20 protein-coding genes are annotated in these 17,045 nt (G+C 71.2%); 7 read left to right on the top strand and 13 right to left on the bottom strand.

The genetic code is table 11. The annotated features are described in order from the left end of the window. Positions 1 to 202: 202 nt before the first annotated feature. The 11 genes from ACFJGV_RS09895 to ACFJGV_RS09845 all read right to left on the bottom strand — a co-directional run bounded on the left by ACFJGV_RS09895 (position 203) and on the right by ACFJGV_RS09845 (position 10,258). A complete protein-coding gene (locus ACFJGV_RS09895; protein ID WP_378143730.1) occupies positions 203 to 526 on the bottom strand; it encodes a hypothetical protein in 324 nt (107 codons plus the stop codon). A 63-nt stretch (positions 527 to 589) separates the two neighbouring features. Then, complete coding sequence (locus ACFJGV_RS09890; protein WP_378143729.1) at positions 590 to 1,024, bottom strand: cytidine deaminase family protein; 435 nt, start codon at positions 1,022 to 1,024, stop codon at positions 590 to 592. A gap of 8 nt (positions 1,025 to 1,032) precedes the next feature. Then, on the bottom strand, positions 1,033 to 2,472 hold the full coding sequence (locus tag ACFJGV_RS09885) for an aldehyde dehydrogenase family protein (RefSeq protein ID WP_378143728.1): 1,440 nt from the start codon (positions 2,470 to 2,472) through the stop codon (positions 1,033 to 1,035). A gap of 55 nt (positions 2,473 to 2,527) precedes the next feature. After that, positions 2,528 to 3,301 carry an SDR family oxidoreductase gene (locus tag ACFJGV_RS09880; protein WP_378143727.1) on the bottom strand — a complete coding sequence of 258 codons (774 nt, stop codon included), beginning with the start codon at positions 3,299 to 3,301 and terminating at the stop codon, positions 2,528 to 2,530. Beyond that, positions 3,301 to 4,221, bottom strand: a complete 921-nt coding sequence (locus tag ACFJGV_RS09875) for a dihydrodipicolinate synthase family protein (protein WP_378143726.1) — start codon at positions 4,219 to 4,221, stop codon at positions 3,301 to 3,303. Before ACFJGV_RS09875 ends, ACFJGV_RS09880 begins: the two co-directional genes overlap by 1 nt. Then, entirely contained in the window at positions 4,218 to 5,048 is an 831-nt protein-coding gene (locus ACFJGV_RS09870) for an enoyl-CoA hydratase-related protein (RefSeq protein ID WP_378143725.1), read from the bottom strand. Before ACFJGV_RS09870 ends, ACFJGV_RS09875 begins: the two co-directional genes overlap by 4 nt. Continuing rightward, on the bottom strand, positions 5,045 to 6,238 hold the full coding sequence (locus tag ACFJGV_RS09865; RefSeq protein ID WP_378148687.1) for a CaiB/BaiF CoA transferase family protein: 1,194 nt from the start codon (positions 6,236 to 6,238) through the stop codon (positions 5,045 to 5,047). The genes ACFJGV_RS09870 and ACFJGV_RS09865 overlap by 4 nt, the downstream gene beginning before the upstream one ends. A 53-nt stretch (positions 6,239 to 6,291) precedes the next feature. Then, a complete protein-coding gene (locus tag ACFJGV_RS09860) occupies positions 6,292 to 7,659 on the bottom strand; it encodes an FAD-dependent oxidoreductase (RefSeq protein ID WP_378143724.1) in 1,368 nt (455 codons plus the stop codon). Between the two features lie 7 nt (positions 7,660 to 7,666). Then, on the bottom strand, positions 7,667 to 8,965 hold the full coding sequence (locus ACFJGV_RS09855; protein ID WP_378143723.1) for an MFS transporter: 1,299 nt from the start codon (positions 8,963 to 8,965) through the stop codon (positions 7,667 to 7,669). A 183-nt stretch (positions 8,966 to 9,148) separates the two neighbouring features. After that, positions 9,149 to 9,754 carry a helix-turn-helix domain-containing protein gene (locus ACFJGV_RS09850; protein ID WP_378143722.1) on the bottom strand — a complete coding sequence of 202 codons (606 nt, stop codon included), beginning with the start codon at positions 9,752 to 9,754 and terminating at the stop codon, positions 9,149 to 9,151. Positions 9,755 to 9,880: 126 nt separating this feature from the next. Continuing rightward, on the bottom strand, positions 9,881 to 10,258 hold the full coding sequence (locus tag ACFJGV_RS09845) for a hypothetical protein (protein WP_378143721.1): 378 nt from the start codon (positions 10,256 to 10,258) through the stop codon (positions 9,881 to 9,883). A gap of 72 nt (positions 10,259 to 10,330) precedes the next feature. On the opposite strand from ACFJGV_RS09845, the gene ACFJGV_RS09840 reads away from it, so the two are divergent. After that, positions 10,331 to 11,272, top strand: a complete 942-nt coding sequence (locus ACFJGV_RS09840) for a linear amide C-N hydrolase (RefSeq protein WP_378143720.1) — start codon at positions 10,331 to 10,333, stop codon at positions 11,270 to 11,272. Between the two features lie 13 nt (positions 11,273 to 11,285). Here ACFJGV_RS09840 and ACFJGV_RS09835 read toward each other — a convergent pair whose 3' ends face one another. Further along, entirely contained in the window at positions 11,286 to 11,975 is a 690-nt protein-coding gene (locus tag ACFJGV_RS09835; RefSeq protein ID WP_378143719.1) for a hypothetical protein, read from the bottom strand. Positions 11,976 to 12,050: 75 nt separating this feature from the next. On the opposite strand from ACFJGV_RS09835, the gene ACFJGV_RS09830 reads away from it, so the two are divergent. Together ACFJGV_RS09830 and ACFJGV_RS09825 are read left to right on the top strand one after the other, a co-directional pair. Continuing rightward, on the top strand, positions 12,051 to 12,380 hold the full coding sequence (locus ACFJGV_RS09830) for a hypothetical protein (RefSeq protein WP_378143718.1): 330 nt from the start codon (positions 12,051 to 12,053) through the stop codon (positions 12,378 to 12,380). Positions 12,381 to 12,395: 15 nt separating this feature from the next. After that, positions 12,396 to 12,764 (top strand): ATP-dependent DNA ligase, encoded by a 369-nt coding sequence (locus ACFJGV_RS09825; protein WP_378143717.1) that lies wholly within the window; start codon positions 12,396 to 12,398, stop codon positions 12,762 to 12,764. A gap of 38 nt (positions 12,765 to 12,802) precedes the next feature. Here the strand turns inward: ACFJGV_RS09825 and ACFJGV_RS09820 are convergent, their stop codons facing one another. Next, positions 12,803 to 13,963, bottom strand: coding sequence for a hypothetical protein (locus ACFJGV_RS09820; protein ID WP_378143716.1), 1,161 nt, complete (start codon positions 13,961 to 13,963; stop codon positions 12,803 to 12,805). A 133-nt stretch (positions 13,964 to 14,096) separates the two neighbouring features. Between ACFJGV_RS09820 and ACFJGV_RS09815 the strand changes: the two genes are divergently transcribed. The 4 genes from ACFJGV_RS09815 (at position 14,097) to ACFJGV_RS09800 (ending at position 17,041) form a co-directional block, all read left to right on the top strand. Next, positions 14,097 to 15,023 (top strand): acyl-CoA desaturase, encoded by a 927-nt coding sequence (locus ACFJGV_RS09815; RefSeq protein ID WP_378143715.1) that lies wholly within the window; start codon positions 14,097 to 14,099, stop codon positions 15,021 to 15,023. A gap of 148 nt (positions 15,024 to 15,171) precedes the next feature. Beyond that, positions 15,172 to 16,035, top strand: coding sequence for a hypothetical protein (locus ACFJGV_RS09810; RefSeq protein WP_378143714.1), 864 nt, complete (start codon positions 15,172 to 15,174; stop codon positions 16,033 to 16,035). After that, positions 16,032 to 16,448: a phage holin family protein gene (locus ACFJGV_RS09805; protein WP_378143713.1), complete on the top strand. Its 417-nt coding sequence runs from the start codon at positions 16,032 to 16,034 to the stop codon at positions 16,446 to 16,448. Before ACFJGV_RS09810 ends, ACFJGV_RS09805 begins: the two co-directional genes overlap by 4 nt. Continuing rightward, the gene (locus tag ACFJGV_RS09800; RefSeq protein WP_378143712.1) at positions 16,445 to 17,041 is read left to right on the top strand and encodes a DUF3618 domain-containing protein; all 597 of its coding nucleotides are present in this window, start codon (positions 16,445 to 16,447) and stop codon (positions 17,039 to 17,041) included. Before ACFJGV_RS09805 ends, ACFJGV_RS09800 begins: the two co-directional genes overlap by 4 nt. Positions 17,042 to 17,045 lie beyond the last annotated feature (4 nt).

The raw sequence follows: 17,045 nt of genomic DNA, 5'->3' as shown, positions 1-17,045 counted from the left end.
CTGGGCGGCGGCGACCCCCCGATCGGATCGTCCTCTTCGCCCTGTTCTCGCACGCCCTGGGCGTGGCAGAGCCTCGACCCGGGTCGGTGTTCGCGGCCATGGGCTTCCACGCCGCGTTCCACGCGGTGACTCAGCCCGTGCTGGGCTCGCAGTGGACCGCGCTGACGCTGATCGACCCGGCGCGCTGGTACGCCGACATCGCCTACGGTTTGGCGCCTCTCGTCCTCCTCCGCTGCGCGTACTGCACGAGGGCCGCCGCGCCGAGGAGGACGGCGTTCCACAGCGCCGCCGCGATCAGGGCGGTCACCGGGAGGATGACGACGCCGTACTGCAGGTCGCTCCAGAGCGGCGACAGCGCGAGCACCCCGAACCCCGCGGTGCCCGCCCCGGCGACCAGGCGGATCGCGCCGACCACTCGCCCCAGGGTGTCGCGGCGTATCCGGACCACCGTCGTCCAGACGATCGCGACCCCGGCGACGAGCAGGATCACGAAAGGCGCGACGAGGATGAGGGCGGCCGCGGTCATGATCGATTCTGTCCCGACCCTGCCCGGGCCCGCACCCCGCGTAGGGAACGGACCCGGAGCGCTTCAGTCGTAGGAGCGCGCCCTCACCCACGGCATCGGGAGGAGCTCGGCCGGGCGCACGCGCCCGACCAGCCCGCCGCCGAGATCGGCGATGACCTCGAGGTCGTCGCCGAAGACGGGCACGATCTCGCGACACACTCCGCACGGGTTGATCACGACCCCGGCGCCGGACGGATCGAGGCCCACCGCGACCATCCGCCGGATCCCCGCCTCGCCCGCCATCTTCGCGTTCGCGATGGCGGTGGTCTCGGCGCAGATGCTGACGCGCGGACTGAGCAGGCTGAGGCCCAGGTAGACCGCACCCGACGTGCCCTCCGCCGCGGCAGCCACTCGGTGGGCGCCGGGATCGTGGGCCTCGACCAGGAGGGCGCTCGCCGCGGCGATCAGCTCGCGATCGCTGACCCGCAGTTCACGGTCGTCCGGGCTGTGCGCATCCATCGTCGCCCTCACACTCCGGTGTAGACGGTCTTGCCCCAGGTGAAGAAGTCGAGGGCGGTGGCGCCCTGCTCCCGGAACGTGTTGGTCGACGAGTCCTTCACGCCGCCGAAGGGCACGTTGAGATCGAGACCGGCGGTCGGCCGGTTGACCTTCACGACACCCGCCTGCACCCGCTCCGAGAAGTCGGTGGCGCGGGCGAGGCTGTCGGTGACGATGCCGGCGGTCAGCCCGTAGGGCGAGTCGTTCACGGCGGCGAGCCCCGACTCGTAGTCGTCGGTGGGCAGCACCGCGACGACGGGGCCGAAGACCTCCTCGGTGACGACGGGGTCGTCGCCCGCGACATCCGTGATGACGGCGGGGGAGAGTGCGAGGCCCTCGGCCGTGCCGCCCGTGACGAGCCGTCCCCCGCGCGAGGTGGCACCCGAGACCGCGTCGAGGTCCTTCTCGAGCTGCTGCTCGCTCACCACCACGCCCATGGTCGTGGCCGCGTCGAGGCCGTCACCGGGGGTGTGCGCCGTCGCGGCAGCGGCGAGCTCGTCGACCAGGGCGGCGAGCACGCCGGGCGTGGCGTAGACGCGGGAGGTCGCCGTGCAGGCCTGACCGGTCAGCCCGAACCCACCCGCAGCGACGACCTGCGCGGCCCGCCGCGGGTCGGCGTCGTCGAGCACGAGCACCGCGTTCTTCCCGCCCATCTCGAGCTGCACCCGGGCACGACGGGCGCTGAGCACGCCGTGCAGCCCGAGACCCACCGCGGTCGAGCCCGTGAACGACAGGCCCGCGATCCGGCGGTCGTGGGCGAGCGCATCCCCGACGATCGACCCCTTGCCGTGCACGATGTTGAGCACTCCGGCCGGCAGTCCGGCCTCGACGAGCGCCGCCGCGAGGTGGGACGCGGACGCCGGCGTCAGCTCGGCCGGCTTGAGCACGACGGAGTTGCCGGCGAGCAGAGCGGGCGCCGTCTTCCACGCCGGGATGGCGATCGGGAAGTTCCACGGGGTGATCAGGCCCACCACGCCGAGCGGCTCGCGGCGCGTGTGGATGGTGGTGCCCGGGGTGGCGCTCGGCAGCACCTGCCCGCTCGCGGCCCAGCCGAGGCCGCCGAAGAACCTCAGCACGTCGATCGCGCGTCCGACCTCGCCGGTCGCCTCGGCGAGGGTCTTGCCCTCCTCGCGCACGAGGTCCGCTGCGACGGCGCTGCGGCGCTCGCGGAGGATCTCGCCGGCGGCCAGCAGGATCGCCCCTCGGGCCGGAAGCGGCAGCGCCGCCCATCCCGGCTGGGCGTCGGCCGCGGCGACGATGGCCTGGTCGACCTGCTCGACCGACGACGAGGGGGCGACCGAGGCCACCTCGTCAGGACGAGCGGGGTTGCGACGCTCGAAGTCGGCGTCGCCGACCCACTCGCCTCCGATGAGGTTGCGGGCGCGAGTGGTGGTCTGGACGGTGCTCATGGTGCTCCTCAGGTGGATTCTGGATGTCTGTCGTGGTGTGCCGGGGGCGGTCGCCTCAGAGCACGGGGACGAGGCCGCCGTCGCAGCGCAGCGCGACCCCCGTGATGTACGAGGCGCGCTCGCTGCAGAGGAAGGCGGCGGCGGCGCCGAACTCGTCGGGCTGTCCATAGCGGCGGGCCGGGATCCCGGAGCGCGACTGCTCCTGCACCGTCTCGAGGTCGAGACCTCGGCGCGCGGCCGCGGCGGCATCGAGCGACGCGGTGCGATCCGTCGCGATCCGGCCGGGCAGCAGCAGGTTCGCGGTGATCCCGTCGGCCGCCACCTCGCCGGCGAGCGTCTTGAGGTACGCGGCGAGGGCGGCCCGAGCGACGTTCGACGCCGCGAGTCCGGGCAGGGGCGCGGTGATCCCGCTCGACCCCACGGCGAGGATGCGACCCCAGCCCTGAGCGGTCATGGCGGGCAGCGCCGCCGCGATCATCCGCTGCTGGGGTGCGAACAGTCGCGCGGTGGCCGCCTCGAACGCCTCGGTGCTCGTCGCGCGAGCGGCGCTCGGCGCCGGTCCCGGCCCGTTGGTGACGAGGATGTCGACGGGGCCGAGGGTCGCGGCGACCTCGTCGATCACGCGGCCGGGGGCATCCGGGTCGTCGATGTCGAGCTCACGGGCCACCGCGCCGGGAAGGTCCGCGGCGACCCGCTGGGCCTTCTCGAACGAGCGGCCGGTCACGACCACGCGCGAGCCCTCTGCGGCGAGCGCGGTCGCGACCGCGCGGCCGAGGCCGCCGGTCGCCGCGGCGACGAGCGCGACCCTGCCCTCGATCCCGAGGTCCATCAGCGGCTCACCCCCGTCGCGAGCTCGAGCCCGACCTGGAGCTCCAACTCCGCGAGGTGGGCCTCCACCGCCGGGGTGAGCGCCTCGGGGAAGGCGAGCGCCGGCGGGCGGGCACCCGCTTCGGCGATGAGCCCGCGTCGCCGCAGGAGCTCCTTGCGCACGGCGAGGGCGATGCGCGGCTGCTGCTCGAGGTTGATGAGGGGCAGGTAGGGCATGAGCGCGGCACGGGCGGCCGCGAAGCCGCCCTCGTTCCAGGCTCGGATGCAGGCCAGCAGGCCCTCGGGGTAGGAGAACCCGGTCATCGCACCGGCCGCTCCGGCCTGCAGTTCGTCGAGCAGCCCCTGCCCGCCGAGTCCACCGAACACGGGCACGTCGAGACGCGCGGTGAGCGCGGCGATGGCCACGCTCGTGGGCGGGGCCTCCGACTTCACCGCGACGATGAAAGGGCACGCCTCGACGATCGTGACGAGGTCGCCGGCCGGGATCGCGACCCCGCTGGCGACGGGGTAGTCCTGCAGTACGACACCGACGCCGAGGCGGTCGTGCACGGCGGTCAGGTGCTCGATCACCTGGCGCGGACGAGGCGACGACACCTGGAGCATGACCCCGGCGAGCCGATCGCCGACCACCTCGAGGGCGAGCGAGGCCTCCTCCAGGGCGGGCCGCGTGGCCAACGAGGTCAGGCCGGCGACGACGGGCAGGCCCGTCGACTCCACGACGGTCTGGAGCACCTCGGCGCGTTCGCGGGGTGCGAGGCTCGTGGCCTCGCCGAAGACACCCAGCACGGTGAGGCCGGTGGCTCCGAGGCTCTCGTAGTGGCGGGCGAGCGTGGCGACGCTCTCGCGGTCGACGTCGAGGTCGGCGCCGCGGAAAGGCGTGGCGAGCACGCCCCAGACTCCGGGTGCGAGTGGTGCTGTCATCGGTTCTCCTCCTGTGATCCTGCGCGGGCCGCCGTGCGATCCCATGACGGCGGCCGCTTCTCCTGGAACGCCCGCACCCCCTCGTCCTGCTCGGGGCCCTGGAGTGCCGCGGCGAGAGCGGGCACGAGTGTCGCCCGCGCCTCGTGCGGCGCGAGGTGCGCCGTGCGGGTGACCATCTGCTTCGCCGCCCGCACCGACGACGGTGCGCAGCGGAGGATGTCGGCCACCCAGCGGTCGACGGCGGCGTCGAGCTCGGCGGCGGGCACGACCTCGTTGATCAGGCCGGCGGCGTGCAGCTCGGCCGCGGTCGCCCTCCGGCCGGTGAGCAGCATGCCCATCGCGACCGTATGCGGCACCCGTTGCGTGAGCAGGGCGATCCCGCCGTCGAGGGCGAGCCTGCCCACCCGCGGCTCGGTCAGGCCGAGCTGGGCGTGGTCCGCGGCGATCACGATGTCGGCGCCGAGCACCATCTCGAGCCCGCCGCCGAGCGCGTAGCCGTTGACCCGCGCGATGACGGGGACGTCGAGCGTGCGTCGCAGGCTCAGGCCCCCGAACCCGTTCGGATCCATGTCGGCCCAGTACTCGAGTCCGGTCTTGGCGACGCCCGCGGCCGACATGTCGGCGCCCACGCTGAAGGCCCGATCGCCTGCCCCCGTGATGACGACCACCCGCACCGACGCGTCCGCCTCGATCTCGTCCCAGATCCGGTTGAGACGCTCGTGGGTGGCCGCGTCGACGGCGTTGAGCACCCGCGGCCGGTCGATCGTGACGCGGGCCACCCCGTCGACCAGCGAGAAGCGGACGTCGTCCGTCTCGGTCTCGCTCATCGCAGCACCCCGTCGGCGCGCAGCCGGCCGATCGTCTCCTCGTCGACGCCGTACTCGCGGAGGATCTCCGCGTTGTGCTCGCCGAGCCTCGGCGCGACCCTCCGCACGGATGCGGGTGTCGCGGAGAGCCGGATCGGCGCGTTGAGCATCCTCACCGCTCCGACGGTCGGATGCTCCGCCTCCACGATCATGCGGTTGGCCGCGGTCTGCGGGTCGTCGAGCGCCTGAGCGAGCGAGTGCACCGGGGCGTTGAGCAGGCCCTCCTCCTCGAGACGGTCGCACCAGTGGGCGGTGGTGTCGGTGGCGAAGCGCTCGGCGAAGATGCGGTGCAGCTCCGGCTTGGCCGCGAACTGCTGCTCGAGCGTCTGCAGATCGGGCCGCTCGCCGAGGTCCTCCTCGAGCCGCAGCGCCCGCGACAGATGGTGCAGCGGGTTCGTGGTGAACCCTCCGACGAGGCACAGGGCGCCGTCGGAGGTCTCGAACACGCCGCTCAGGGGCATCTCGGCCCAGTTGACCTCGTACCCGCGGTTCAGCTGCATGCACGCCTCCTGCATCTGCATGTGCAGCATCGAGTCGTACATGGTGACCTCGACACGCTGGCCGAGGCCCGTGCGGTCGCGGCTCCGGAGCGCGAGCAGGATGCCCTGCAGCAGGTGCATCCCGGTCGTGTAGTCGGCCAGGGTCGTCGGGTACATCGTGAGCGGGGTGTCGGGCGACTCCCGACGCCACATCACACCCGAGTACGCCTGCGCGATCGCATCCTGGCCGCCCTTGTGGGCGTAGTGCCCCTCGGTGCCGAACCCGGTGCCCGACGCCCAGATCAGGCCGGGGTTGTCGCGGGAGAGCTCGTCGTAGCCGAACCCCATCCGCTCCATCACGCCGTGCCTGAAGTTGCTGACCACGACGTCGGCGTCGGCGATGATCCCCCACAGGAGCGCGCGGCCCTCCTCCTGCCGGGTGTCGACCGACAGGCTGCGCTTGTTGCGGTTGATCGACAGGAAGATCGGGTTGTCCTGGCCGTCCGGATCGGGGAACGAGTTGCGCGAGATGTCGCCGAGGCCCGGCCGTTCGACCTTGATCACGTCGGCGCCGAAGTCGCCGAGCAGCTGGGTGGCGCTCGGGCCCATGTACACCTGGGTGAAGTCGACCACGGTGAGCCCCGCCAGCGGGAGCGTCGCCTCCGGTGTCATGTCCTCCTCCTTCTCCGCCCGGGCGGGCGTCCTCTCCTCGAGGGTCGGGCCGGTCATGCGCTGACCACCTCGTCCACCGCATCCAGGGTGGCATTGGCCGCGGGCACGTCGCCCGGGTCTGCGCCGTGGCGGCGCATCCCCACCTGGATGTCGGCCGCCGGCACGTCGCGGACGAGGACGCCGGAGTCGACCGCGAGAGCAGCCGCGACGCCGACGGCCTGGCCCATCGCCATGCACGGTGGGATCTCGCGCGACGACTTCTGCGCGTCGGGCGTGGCGGAGTAGTGGCGGCCGGCGACGAGCAGCTGGTCGACCTCGCGGGGCAGGAGCGACCGATACGGGTAGTAGTAGTCGCGGCCGCGGGCGACCGAGTCGGCGAAGTGCCGGCGCGAGGTCACGTCGTCCTTCGTCATGACGTACTCGCCCTCGAGCAGTCGCGTCTGCCTCACGCCCATCTGCGGTGCGGCATCGATCACGTAGCAGTCGGCGAACCCGGGCAGGTGCTCCTTCACGTAGACCATGGCCTCGACGATGCGGTCCCTGGCGGCGAACTCCGCCCGAGTGAGGTCGTCGGGATCCGACCCGTCGAAACCGGTCATGTGGGGTGCGTTGCACCAGACCACGCCGGGCAGCGGGGTCTTCAACCACCACAGCTCCCAGGCCCCGCCGAGCAGGCGCTTGATCGTGCGGTTGATCGCGCGGGCCTCCTTCGGGTTCTCCTGCTCGAACCGCTCGGCGGCGTCCGTGTCGACGCCGCCGAGACGGAACACCAGCGTGGTGAGGTAGCTGTCGCGGATGTGGCTCGCCCCGGCGCGCGACGCCACGTCGATGTCGCCCGTGGTGTCGATGACCACCGAGCCGAGGTAGGCGCGGGGGCCCGCCTTCGTCTCGCAGACGACGCCCTTCATCACGCCGTCCTCGACGATGGGCCGGCTGAACCACGCGTGCAGCACCAGGTCGACGCCCGCCTCGCGCACGAGGTCGTTCGAGACCCGCTTCCACCCATCCGGATCGAACGCGGCGGCGTAGCAGATCGGCTTCGGCTGGGTGTGCGAGTGGAAGTCGAAGAGGCCGTACCGGCCCCACCGGTTCCAGGTCTCGCGGGAGGCGTGGCGATCCTCCTCGGGGGCGACGACGACGAGGCCCAGTCGGTCGAGGCGCTCGATGTACTCGGACACGATGCCCGTCACCGAGATCTCGGGCCCGTTCACCATGTCGTCGAGCACGAGCACCATGCCGCCGCTGGCGAGCCCGCCCAGGTACGGGTAGCGCTCGATGAGGGTGACGGAGGCGCCGGAGCGGGCCGCGGTGACCGCTGCGGAGACACCGGCCGGGCCGCCCCCGACGACGATGACGTCGGAGGTCGACGCGACGGGGACGTCGAGATCGGCGGGGCGGATGCGGAGATCGAGGGCTGTCATGGGGTACTCACTTTCCGACGAAGAGCCCGTTGCGCGACCGCGCAAGGACGTAGAAGAGCACGCTGAGCGCACAGAGCACGGCGACGTAGGTGGGGAACACCCAGGTCAGTCCGAGCGACTGCAGCCAGACGAGCAGGTACGAGGCGGTGCCTCCGAACAGGGCGACGCCGATGCCGTAGCCGAGCGCCACTCCGGCGCCGCGGGAGGCCTTCGGCAGGAGCGACGTGGCTACCACGTTGTAGAGCGTCATGTTGAAGACCAGGACGATCGAGCCGCCGAGGAGGACGAGCGCGAAGCCGCCGATGCCGGGGGAGACGTAGGCGAGCATGAGGAACACCGACGGGATCGCCAGCAGTCGGGCGATGACGAACCACTTCGACAGCGGCCGCCCGTCCACGAACCTCCCGACCACCCAGCTGCCGACGACCATGATCACGCCCAGCGCGGTGGTGAGGGCGAAGACCGCGGTCGCGTCCTCCTTGAAGCCGCTTCGCGCGGCGCTGGGGAGGCCGGTGTTCCAGGCGTAGCTGTACGCCTGCACGGCGCCCACCACGAAGATGACGGCGAGCACGCCCAGCCAGTTCTTGCGGACGCCCGACCACACGGATCCGGTGCTCGACGCCGCCATCTCGTCGGCCTTCAGGGTCTCGGGGAGCGTGCGCCGCAGGTACAGCACGATCACGCCCAGAGCGGCGCCGACGATGAACGGGATGCGCCAGCCCCAGTCGCCCATCACCTCGCTGCCGAGGGTCAGGCTGCAGAAGAAGCTGACGAGCGAGGCCAGCAGGATGCCGAGGTTGACGTAGACGGAGATGACGCCGGCGACCATGCCCTCCCTGCCCTCGGGGGCCAGCTCGACCGCGTGGGCGGTCGACAGCGGCGCCTCGATCCCGGTCGAGATGCCCTGCACGATGCGGCAGAGCAGCAGGATCAGACCGGACCAGATGCCGATCTGCTCGTAGGTGGGCGTGAACGCGATCACCAGCGTGGCGACGGCGATCATGCCGACCGAGAGGAGCATCACCCGCCGGCGTCCGATCTTGTCGGCGAGGGTGCCGAGGATGATGCCGCCGAGCGGGCGGAACGCGAATCCGACGGCGAAGATCGACAGCGCGCCGAGGGTGGCGGTGACGGCGTTGTCGGAGGGGAAGAAGTTCGGGCCGATGAACGCGGAGAGCAGTCCGAAGAGCATCCAGTCGTACCACTCGAGCGTGTTGCCGAGGCCCAGGCTGAACAGGCCGCGGCGGACCTCCGGAGAGAAGCGTTGACGGGTGGACGGGGAGGAGGTGGTGCCGGTGTCGATCATGACGGTCCCTTTCGCGGGCGTGACGAAGAGCGCTCCGTGTCGGCCCTCGGGCGCGACGGAGCGGGAGATGGGTGGATCTGACGCTGACTGGCTCGCTGCCCGTCGCAGGATCGCGTGTCGGGCAGGTGGTGCGGTGCTACCGAGAGGAGTGGGGCACGGTGCGCCCGACGAGCGGGCTGCGACTCACCAGGAAGGTGGAGTGCTGACCCAGATGGAGACGCAGTCCTCGTCGTAGGCGTTGACGTACCAGTGCGGCAGCTCGGAGGAGTACCGGATGGAGTCCCCTGCCTCGACGGTGTATCGCACCCCGTCGAGGTAGACGTCCTGCTTCCCGGAGAGGATGATGCCGAGCTCCTCGCCGATGTGCCGGAACGGCGTGGCACTGGTGTCGTGGCCCGGAGGGCTGACCACCCAGTGGGCTTCGAGCGCGCCGTTCAGATCGGGGGTGAGCTGCTCGTACACAGCGTCACCGACCGCTTCCCGAGAGACCCTCGTGAAGTTCTGGCGCTCGTGCTTGCGGACGACTGGCGAAGGGGGAACCTCGTTCGTGGCGAAGAACCGGCCCACGGGGATGTCCAGCCCATGGGCGATCTGGACCAGTGTCGAGAAGGAGGGGTTCGCGAGACCCCTCTCTATCTGGCTGACGATCGCCGGGCTGAGCCCCGTCATCTCGGAGAGTGCGGCCAGAGTGAGGCCGCGCTCCTTCCGCAGGTTCTTCACTTGAGAACCCACGGAGAGCAGGAGGGTCTTCATGGCATCAGCCGAGACGTTCTGGTCCTGACCAGCCATCCGATCCTCCTCCTCGACGAGATTGCATTTACTTTATTGAAGATCTTCAGCAGGTCAAGGGTTTCGCTGAAATCCGCTCGGGGTTTTACCTCTCCGAAACACGGACAGGCCGGGCGCGGGGTGGCCTCATAGCGGGGCGCCGGACGCGAACACCGTGCCGCCGACACCCACCGCGACCCCGACGGCGGCCGCGAGCAGCACGACCGCTGCGACGGTATGGCCGACGACGGGCCGACCGGCTCGCCGTCGTGAGGGCAGGGACGTCAGCAGTCCTGCGGCGACGGCGACGAGGATCAGCACGCCCGCGATGCCGAGGGCGAGCAGGGCGCCGGCCGCGATCTCCGGCGTGTGCAGATAGCCGAGGAGCACGGCGCCGGCGTAGACGACGGCGGCGGTGATCACGCCCGCGATCACCCGCGTGAGCACGTCGCGCCACAGCTTCTGCTCGGTCAGCCACTCACCGAGGACCCTCCACCAGGGCCGCGGCAGCTCGTCGTCGCTCACGTGCTCACAGTATCCGCACCCGGGCGGATTGCCCCTTCTGCTCGGCCGCGGCCAGGGCATACCCTCTCGAACATGTGCACGCGCATCCTCTGGAACTCGAACGACGTCGCGACCACGGTCGCCCGTTGCATGGACTGGGCCGTCAGCGACGAGCCCGAGCTGTGGTTCGTGCCGGCGGGCACGTCGCGGAGCGGCAACGCCGACGAGGCGTCGCACCGCTGGACCTCGACCTACGGCAGTGTCGTGACCAGCATGTGGGGTCTGGGCACGGTCGACGGGATCAACGACAGGGGGCTCGGCGTGCACGCCCTGTACCTCGACCCCGAGGACGTCGCGTTCCCCGAGCCGGATGGACGACCGTCGGTGGCGAACGCGATGTGGGTGCAGTACCTGCTCGACAACTACGCCACCGTCGCCGAGGCGGTCGCCGACATCGACCGGGTCCGGATCACGTCACCCACCTTCCGCGGCATGCAGCTCGGTGTGCACATCGCCCTCGAGGATGCCGGTGGCGACTCGGCGATCATCGAACCGCTCGGCGGCGAGATGGTCGTGCACCACGGCCGCGAGTACACGGTCATGGCCAACTCGCCCACGCTCGACAAGCAGCTCGAGAACCTCACCCGGTTCCGTCCGTTCGGCGGTGAGCTGCCCCCACCCGGCGACATCACGTCGCAGGATCGGTTCGTGCGGTCGGCCTACTTCCTGCACTACCTGCCCGAGCCCGAGAGCGTCGAGGAGGCCGTCGCAGGCGTCTTCCAGCTGATCTCGAACGTGTCGGTGCCCTACGGGGCGCCGTACTCGACGGGAGACGTGTACCCGACGTGGTGGCGTGCGGGCGCCGACCTCACGCACCGGATCTACTACTTCGGCTCCACGCGGAGCCCGAACATCTTCTGGATCAGTCTCGACGACCTCGCCGACGTCCGCGAGGTCAGGAAGATCGACCCGCGAATCCTGACCCTCGTCGGCGACCAGACCGCCGACCTGCAGCCCGCCGCGCTGCTGTACTGAGACCGCCGAGCGCTCAGGCTCGGAACGTCGAGAGCTCGAGCGTCACGAAGGGGAGGGCGTCGCGGTCGATCACGGCCGTGCACAGCACCTGCTCGTCCACCCGGTATCCGACCGCGTAGACCCACGGGTCGGTGTCGATCTGCACACCCTCCCGGGGCTCACCGTCGACGACGACGGTGCCGGGTGCGACGGCCGAACCGCGCACCTTCCACTCGTCGCCTCCACCCGGTCCGGCGGGCAGTCGCAGCTGCTCCCGGAAGGAGTTGCGGAGCACGTGGTTGGCGTGGTCGACGAGTTGGAGGGGCAGCGAGGCCGCGGGATGGCCGGGTGAGGCGTACCAGCTCGTCCGCACGGCCTCCCACAGCATCGGGTAGTGGAAGAGCTGCGCCTGCCTCCTCACCCACTCCGGTCGACCCCAGGGAGGCTCTTCGTCGATCGACCGCCGGACGCGCTCGTCGAGCTCGATCTCGTTGCGGGGATCAGAGCGGTCCTCGGGGTGGCGCCACAGCGTGTACGTGAAGACGACCGATGACTCCTCCAGCCCCACCGCCCCGCGGCTGTCGGTGAACCCAGAGACTGGATGCCGCGAGATCGTCGGCTGCGGCCTCAACTCGATCAGCGGGAAGGCGCAGGCCCGCAGCCGCGCATCCGACGCGGCGCTGGGGTCGGGGGCATCGACAGGGAGCACTCCACCGAAGTCCATCTCCCCAGTGTGTCCGCGTGCGGAGTCACGTCAACCCCACGGTCGACACCGGGTGCCCGGCCTAGGTTGCGGGGTATGAAGCACGTGACGTATGCGGAGAAGTCCGTCCTGACCGGAACTCGTGTCGCCGATCTGCTGATGCAGTACGCCACCGAGCTCGCAGGGAGGGGTGTGTCCAACAACGTCTCCGTGCGGGTGCTCGGGCCCGACGGCAACGACGCGGACGCGACCTTCCTCCTGGGGCCGGCGACGACCCTGATGAACGAGTCCGCCACCACCGAGTTGCCCGATCCGGACAACGCGGACGCGGAGAGGTACCTGGCCGACCGTCTGGATGAGATGTCGCGCTCCCACAACGCCACCTCCTCCGCCGGCGAGGCCCTCGACCTCCCTTCCGACTACTGATTCCGGGGTGGAGCGATGGGCAAGTTCCTGTGCGGCCCGCGTGTCGAGGTCGAGTTCGAGGACCGGGTGCTCGCGCACGTGCAGATCGTCATCGGCGCCAAGATGCGCCGGGGCGAGTCGTTGTTGTTCAGCTGGCGCGACAGCGTCGACGCCGGAGGCGGTCGCGCCACGATCTGGGTGCATCCTCACAGCGACATCGCCTTCAAGTACTACGGCCACCGGATGCCCTCGATCAACGGCGCCTGGGTGGATGCCCTGATGATCGAGGCCAACAAGCCCGGCGGACTGCAGATCTCCGAGGAGCCCGGGACCCACGACGGCGCCCCACGCGCACACCGCAACCCCATCTCGGCCAGCGGACGGGCGATCCAGCGCGAGTGGTGAGGACAGCGCGGGCAGGCGAACCGTCTCTCCGCGCAGGGTCAGCTCGGCACTGCGATGACGGTGCCGTCGGCGGACAGGAAGACGCTCTCGGACCCGTAGTCGCCCTGGAGCGTGACGTAGACGCGGACGGGGCCGACCGACTCGGCGAAGGTGGGGCTCTGGACGTCCGAGTCCGCGCTCCTCGAGACGCTCATCGAGACCTCCTCGAGCGGGTACCCGCGTTCCGCCGCGAGGGCGGTCACCGTGGCCCAGACGCCGTCCCAGTCGAGCTCGCTCGTCGAGAACGCCTCCGCCGCGATGCGCGGCTGGATGGTGGCGGGACCGTCGCGCTCGACGGCGCCCCGTCGGTACGTCAGCTGGTCGGTGGGCAGCGACCCGGGTGTGACGGGTGCGTCGACCACGACGAGGTCGTCGCCGACGGAGATCGAGATCACCTGATCGTGACCGATCTCGCCCTGGAGCGCCGCGAGGGCGTCGCGGAACGGGCGTGGCTGTCGCAGATCGGAGTGCCACTGCCCCGACGGCAGCGCGGCGACCGTCTGCTCGAACGCCGTCCGGTACGGCAGCACGACGGCGGTGCCGGCGACGAGCGCGAGGGCCACCATGAGCGCGATGCGCATCGGACGGCCGCGACTGCCCACGCCGAGCAGCGGGCGCCGGCGGCGTCCGCCCGACACCCTGGTCTGCGGTTCGGGGAGGATCAGCGGACCGGCGCTCGCCGCATCCGGGACGCTGGGGACCCGGATCGGCACACCCCCGTCGCCGTCGAGGATCGCGACCTCGGGTCCGCCCTCGAGCAGCACGACCCCCGGATGCACGGATCCGGGCTGGAAGCGGGGCACCTCGATGATCGCGAGCACTCGCCGCACCACCGTTCGGAAGACCGGACCGGTCTCCGGACGGACGGTCACCTGCAGCTCGCAGAGCGGCTGGTCGTTGATCTGCGTCCCGGTCTGCGAGAGCGCGTCCACGCGGATGAGGGCCGAGCGGCCCGCCGATCTGGCCGCCGCGATGTCCTCGGCGGAGGGGGTCTGCACCCCGTTCATGGAGCGGCCGATGAGGATCAGCGTGCTGCTGCCGATCATGGTGATGAGCGCCACCGGGATCGTCCACTCTCCCGCCCCGGGCGGCCCGACGATCTGTACGACGACCCCGCCGAGTCCGATACCGAGTCCGATGAAGAAGATCAGGCGCAGCACCCCTCCAGGCTATGGCGGAGAGGCGACCGGGTCGAATGCCCCCTGGTGCCACGAACTGCTCCGCGCGAGGCATCCGCCGCGCCGCGACGTCAAGCCCCGAGACAGCACGGCCGCCGCGGCCGTTGCGCTCACCGTGGCATCGGCACTGCTCGTCGTGACGGGCGTGCTCCTCGGCGACTCGTGGTGGCAGCTGCTCGTCGCGGCGGCGTTCGGGATCGTGATGGCGCAGTTCGGGTTCGTCGCCCACGAGGCGTCGCACCGGCAGGTCCTGCGCAGCGGCCCGGGAAACGACCGGCTCGGGCTGGTGCTCGGCAACGCCGTGGTGGGGATCGACTTCGACTGGTGGAAGGCCGGCCATGTTCGCCATCACGCGCATCCGAACGTCGTGGACGCCGATCCGAGCATCCGGCTGGGTGCCTTCGCGTTCACCGCGGAGGATGCCCGCTCGACCCGTGGTCTCTACGCGCGGTACGTCGCGAACCAGTCCGTCCTGCTGTTCCCCCTGCTGCTGCTCGCGGGGGTCAACCTCTACGTCAAGAGCGTGATCGCCGCGGTCGGCGCCGCCCGCCACGGCGGCGTCTCACGGCTCGTACTGCTCCTGCTGCGCAACGGGGGCTTCCTCGCGGTCGCGTTCGCGGCGCTGCCCGTGGGGAAGGCAGCGGCCTTCGTCGCCGTCGAGGTGGCGGTGTTCGGGCTGGCCACGGCGGCCGCCTTCGTGCCCAACCACGTCGGGATGCCGATCGTCGCGGCGGGCTCGGAGCTCGACTTCCTGCGGAGGCAGGTCATCACCTCGCGGAACATCCGAGGCCGTGCGTCGACCTGGTGGATGGGCGGGCTCGAGTTCCAGATCGAGCACCACCTCTTCCCGAGCATGCCGCGGCCGAACCTGGCGCCTGCCGGCGCGATCGTCCGACGCCACTGCGAGCGTCTCGGCGTCGTCTACACGTCGCAGAGTCTGGTCGAGGCATACGGCGAGGTCCTCCGCGAGCTGCACGACGTCGGGGTCGTCGCCACCGAGCGACGCACCGGATGCCCGGTGGCGGCCCGCTACGGACGCTGAGTCCGCGTCTCCCGGCTCGGCGCTCGCAGCACCCGCATCCGACGGCAGAAGCACGTTCGGGTGCGGATGGCTAGCCCCCTGGCACGCGAACGGGGGCCACGTAGACCCTTCAGGGAGGGACCAGGGAAGCGACCACGAAAGGACCGACATGTCAGACAGCTATGGTGATGCTGCCTCCGGAACACAGGACGGCGGCAAGGTCGACGCGGCCAAGCACGAGGCCGGTGAGCTCAAGGACACCGCGGCCGAGCAGGCAGGCCAGGTGGCCTCGACGGCCAAGGACGAGGCGGCCTCCGTCGCCCGCGAGGCGAAGTCTCAGGTCAAGGACCTCTACGCCCAGACGCAGAGCGAGCTGCGGGAGCAGGCCGGGCAGCAGCAGCAGCGGGTGGCTGCGGGGCTCCGCTCGATCGGCGACGAGCTCGGCGGGATGGCGTCGGGATCGCAGGACCAGGGCCTCGCCACCGACCTCGTGCGGCAGGCCTCCGACCGTGTGAGCGGTGTCGCCGAGTGGCTCGACGCACGCGACCCCGGCTCGCTGCTCGCCGAGGTGAAGTCGTTCGCCCGCCGGAAGCCCGGCACGTTCATCGCGATCGCCGCCCTGAGCGGCGTCGTGGTCGGTCGGCTCGCGCGCTCGCTCGCCGGTGCGGCGGCCGACGAGAAGGAGGCCGAGGCCGCAGCGCCGAGCTCCTCCGTCGGATCACCCGTCGGGGCGACCAGCACGACGCCGAGCGTCGCCGGAGCGGCCGGAACGGACGCCACCTACGTCACGGGCGCCACCAGCGCCGGCGCCGCCACGGGTGGCGCGAGCACCACGGTGTCCGACGGCGCCGCCGGCGGGAGCTGGGCGACGCCCGGGCCCGCCGCCGACGAGTTCGAGCCCGTCGCGCCGGTGGAGTCCTTCGGCGCCCCGGCGACCGGCGCATCCGCGGTCGGCTCCGTCGACGACACCCCGCTCTACACGCAGCGCGCCACCGAGTTCGGCGACGACCCGGCTGCCGGGGACCGCCGATGACCGACGACTACACGCCCTCCGAGCGGAAGGCGGCCTCGACGTCGCTGGGCGACCTCTTCGGTGAGGTCACCCGCGATCTGTCGACCCTCATCCGTCAGGAGATGGAGCTCGCGAAGGCGGAGCTGAAGCAGTCCGCCAGCCGCGCCGGAAAAGGCGCCGGGATGCTCGGCGGGGCCGGCTACGCCGCCCTGATGGCCGTCCTGTTCCTGTCGCTCGCGCTCTGGTGGGCGATCGGCACCCTGATCGGCCTGGGCTGGTCGGGCGTGGTCGTCGCCGTCATCTGGGCGATCGTCGCCCTCATCCTCTTCGTCGTCGGCCGCGGCCAGCTGAAGAAGGTGCAGGGCGCTCCCCGGACCGTCGAGTCCGTCAAGAAGATCCCTGAGACGTTGAAGAGGAATGAGGAGAACCGATGAGCGATTCACCCGACCAGATCCGCGCCGACATCGAGCGCACCCGCAGCGAGCTGAGCGGCGACGTCGACGCCCTCGCCGACAAGGTCACGCCGTCGAAGGTCGTCGGCCGTCAGACCGACAAGGTAAAGGATGCACTGGGCTCCGTGCGCGACCGCGTCATGGGTGCGGCCGACGACGTGAGCTCCACCGTGAGCGGCAAGGCGGCCTCGGCCGGCGGCGCCGCCTCGGCGGTGGGCGACCTCGCCGCGTCGGCGGGGTCGAGCGCCAAGGCGAAGGCGCAGGGCAGCCCGCTCGCAGTGGGCCTCATCGCCTTCGGCGCCGGTCTCCTCGCGGCGTCGCTCATCCCGGCGTCGTCGAAGGAGAAGCAGGTCGCCTCGACCGTCAAGGACAAGGCGCAGCCCCTCGTCGACGAGGTGACGGACGTCGCCAAGCAGGTCGGCGAGAACCTCAAGGAGCCGGCTCAGGAGGCGGCGAACGCGGTGAAGGACCGTGCGACCGACGCCGTCGACGCCGTCAAGGAGGAAGCCTCCACGGCGGCAGACGAGGTGAAGGACCAGGCGCAGCAGTCGCGGGAGAACCTCTCCGGCAGCTGATCGC

This window comes from Cnuibacter sp. UC19_7 (genome assembly GCF_042699995.1).
Classification (GTDB): domain Bacteria; phylum Actinomycetota; class Actinomycetes; order Actinomycetales; family Microbacteriaceae; genus Cnuibacter.
The sequence above is the reverse complement of the archived record's forward strand: the minus strand, read 5'-3'. Positions and strand labels throughout refer to the sequence as shown.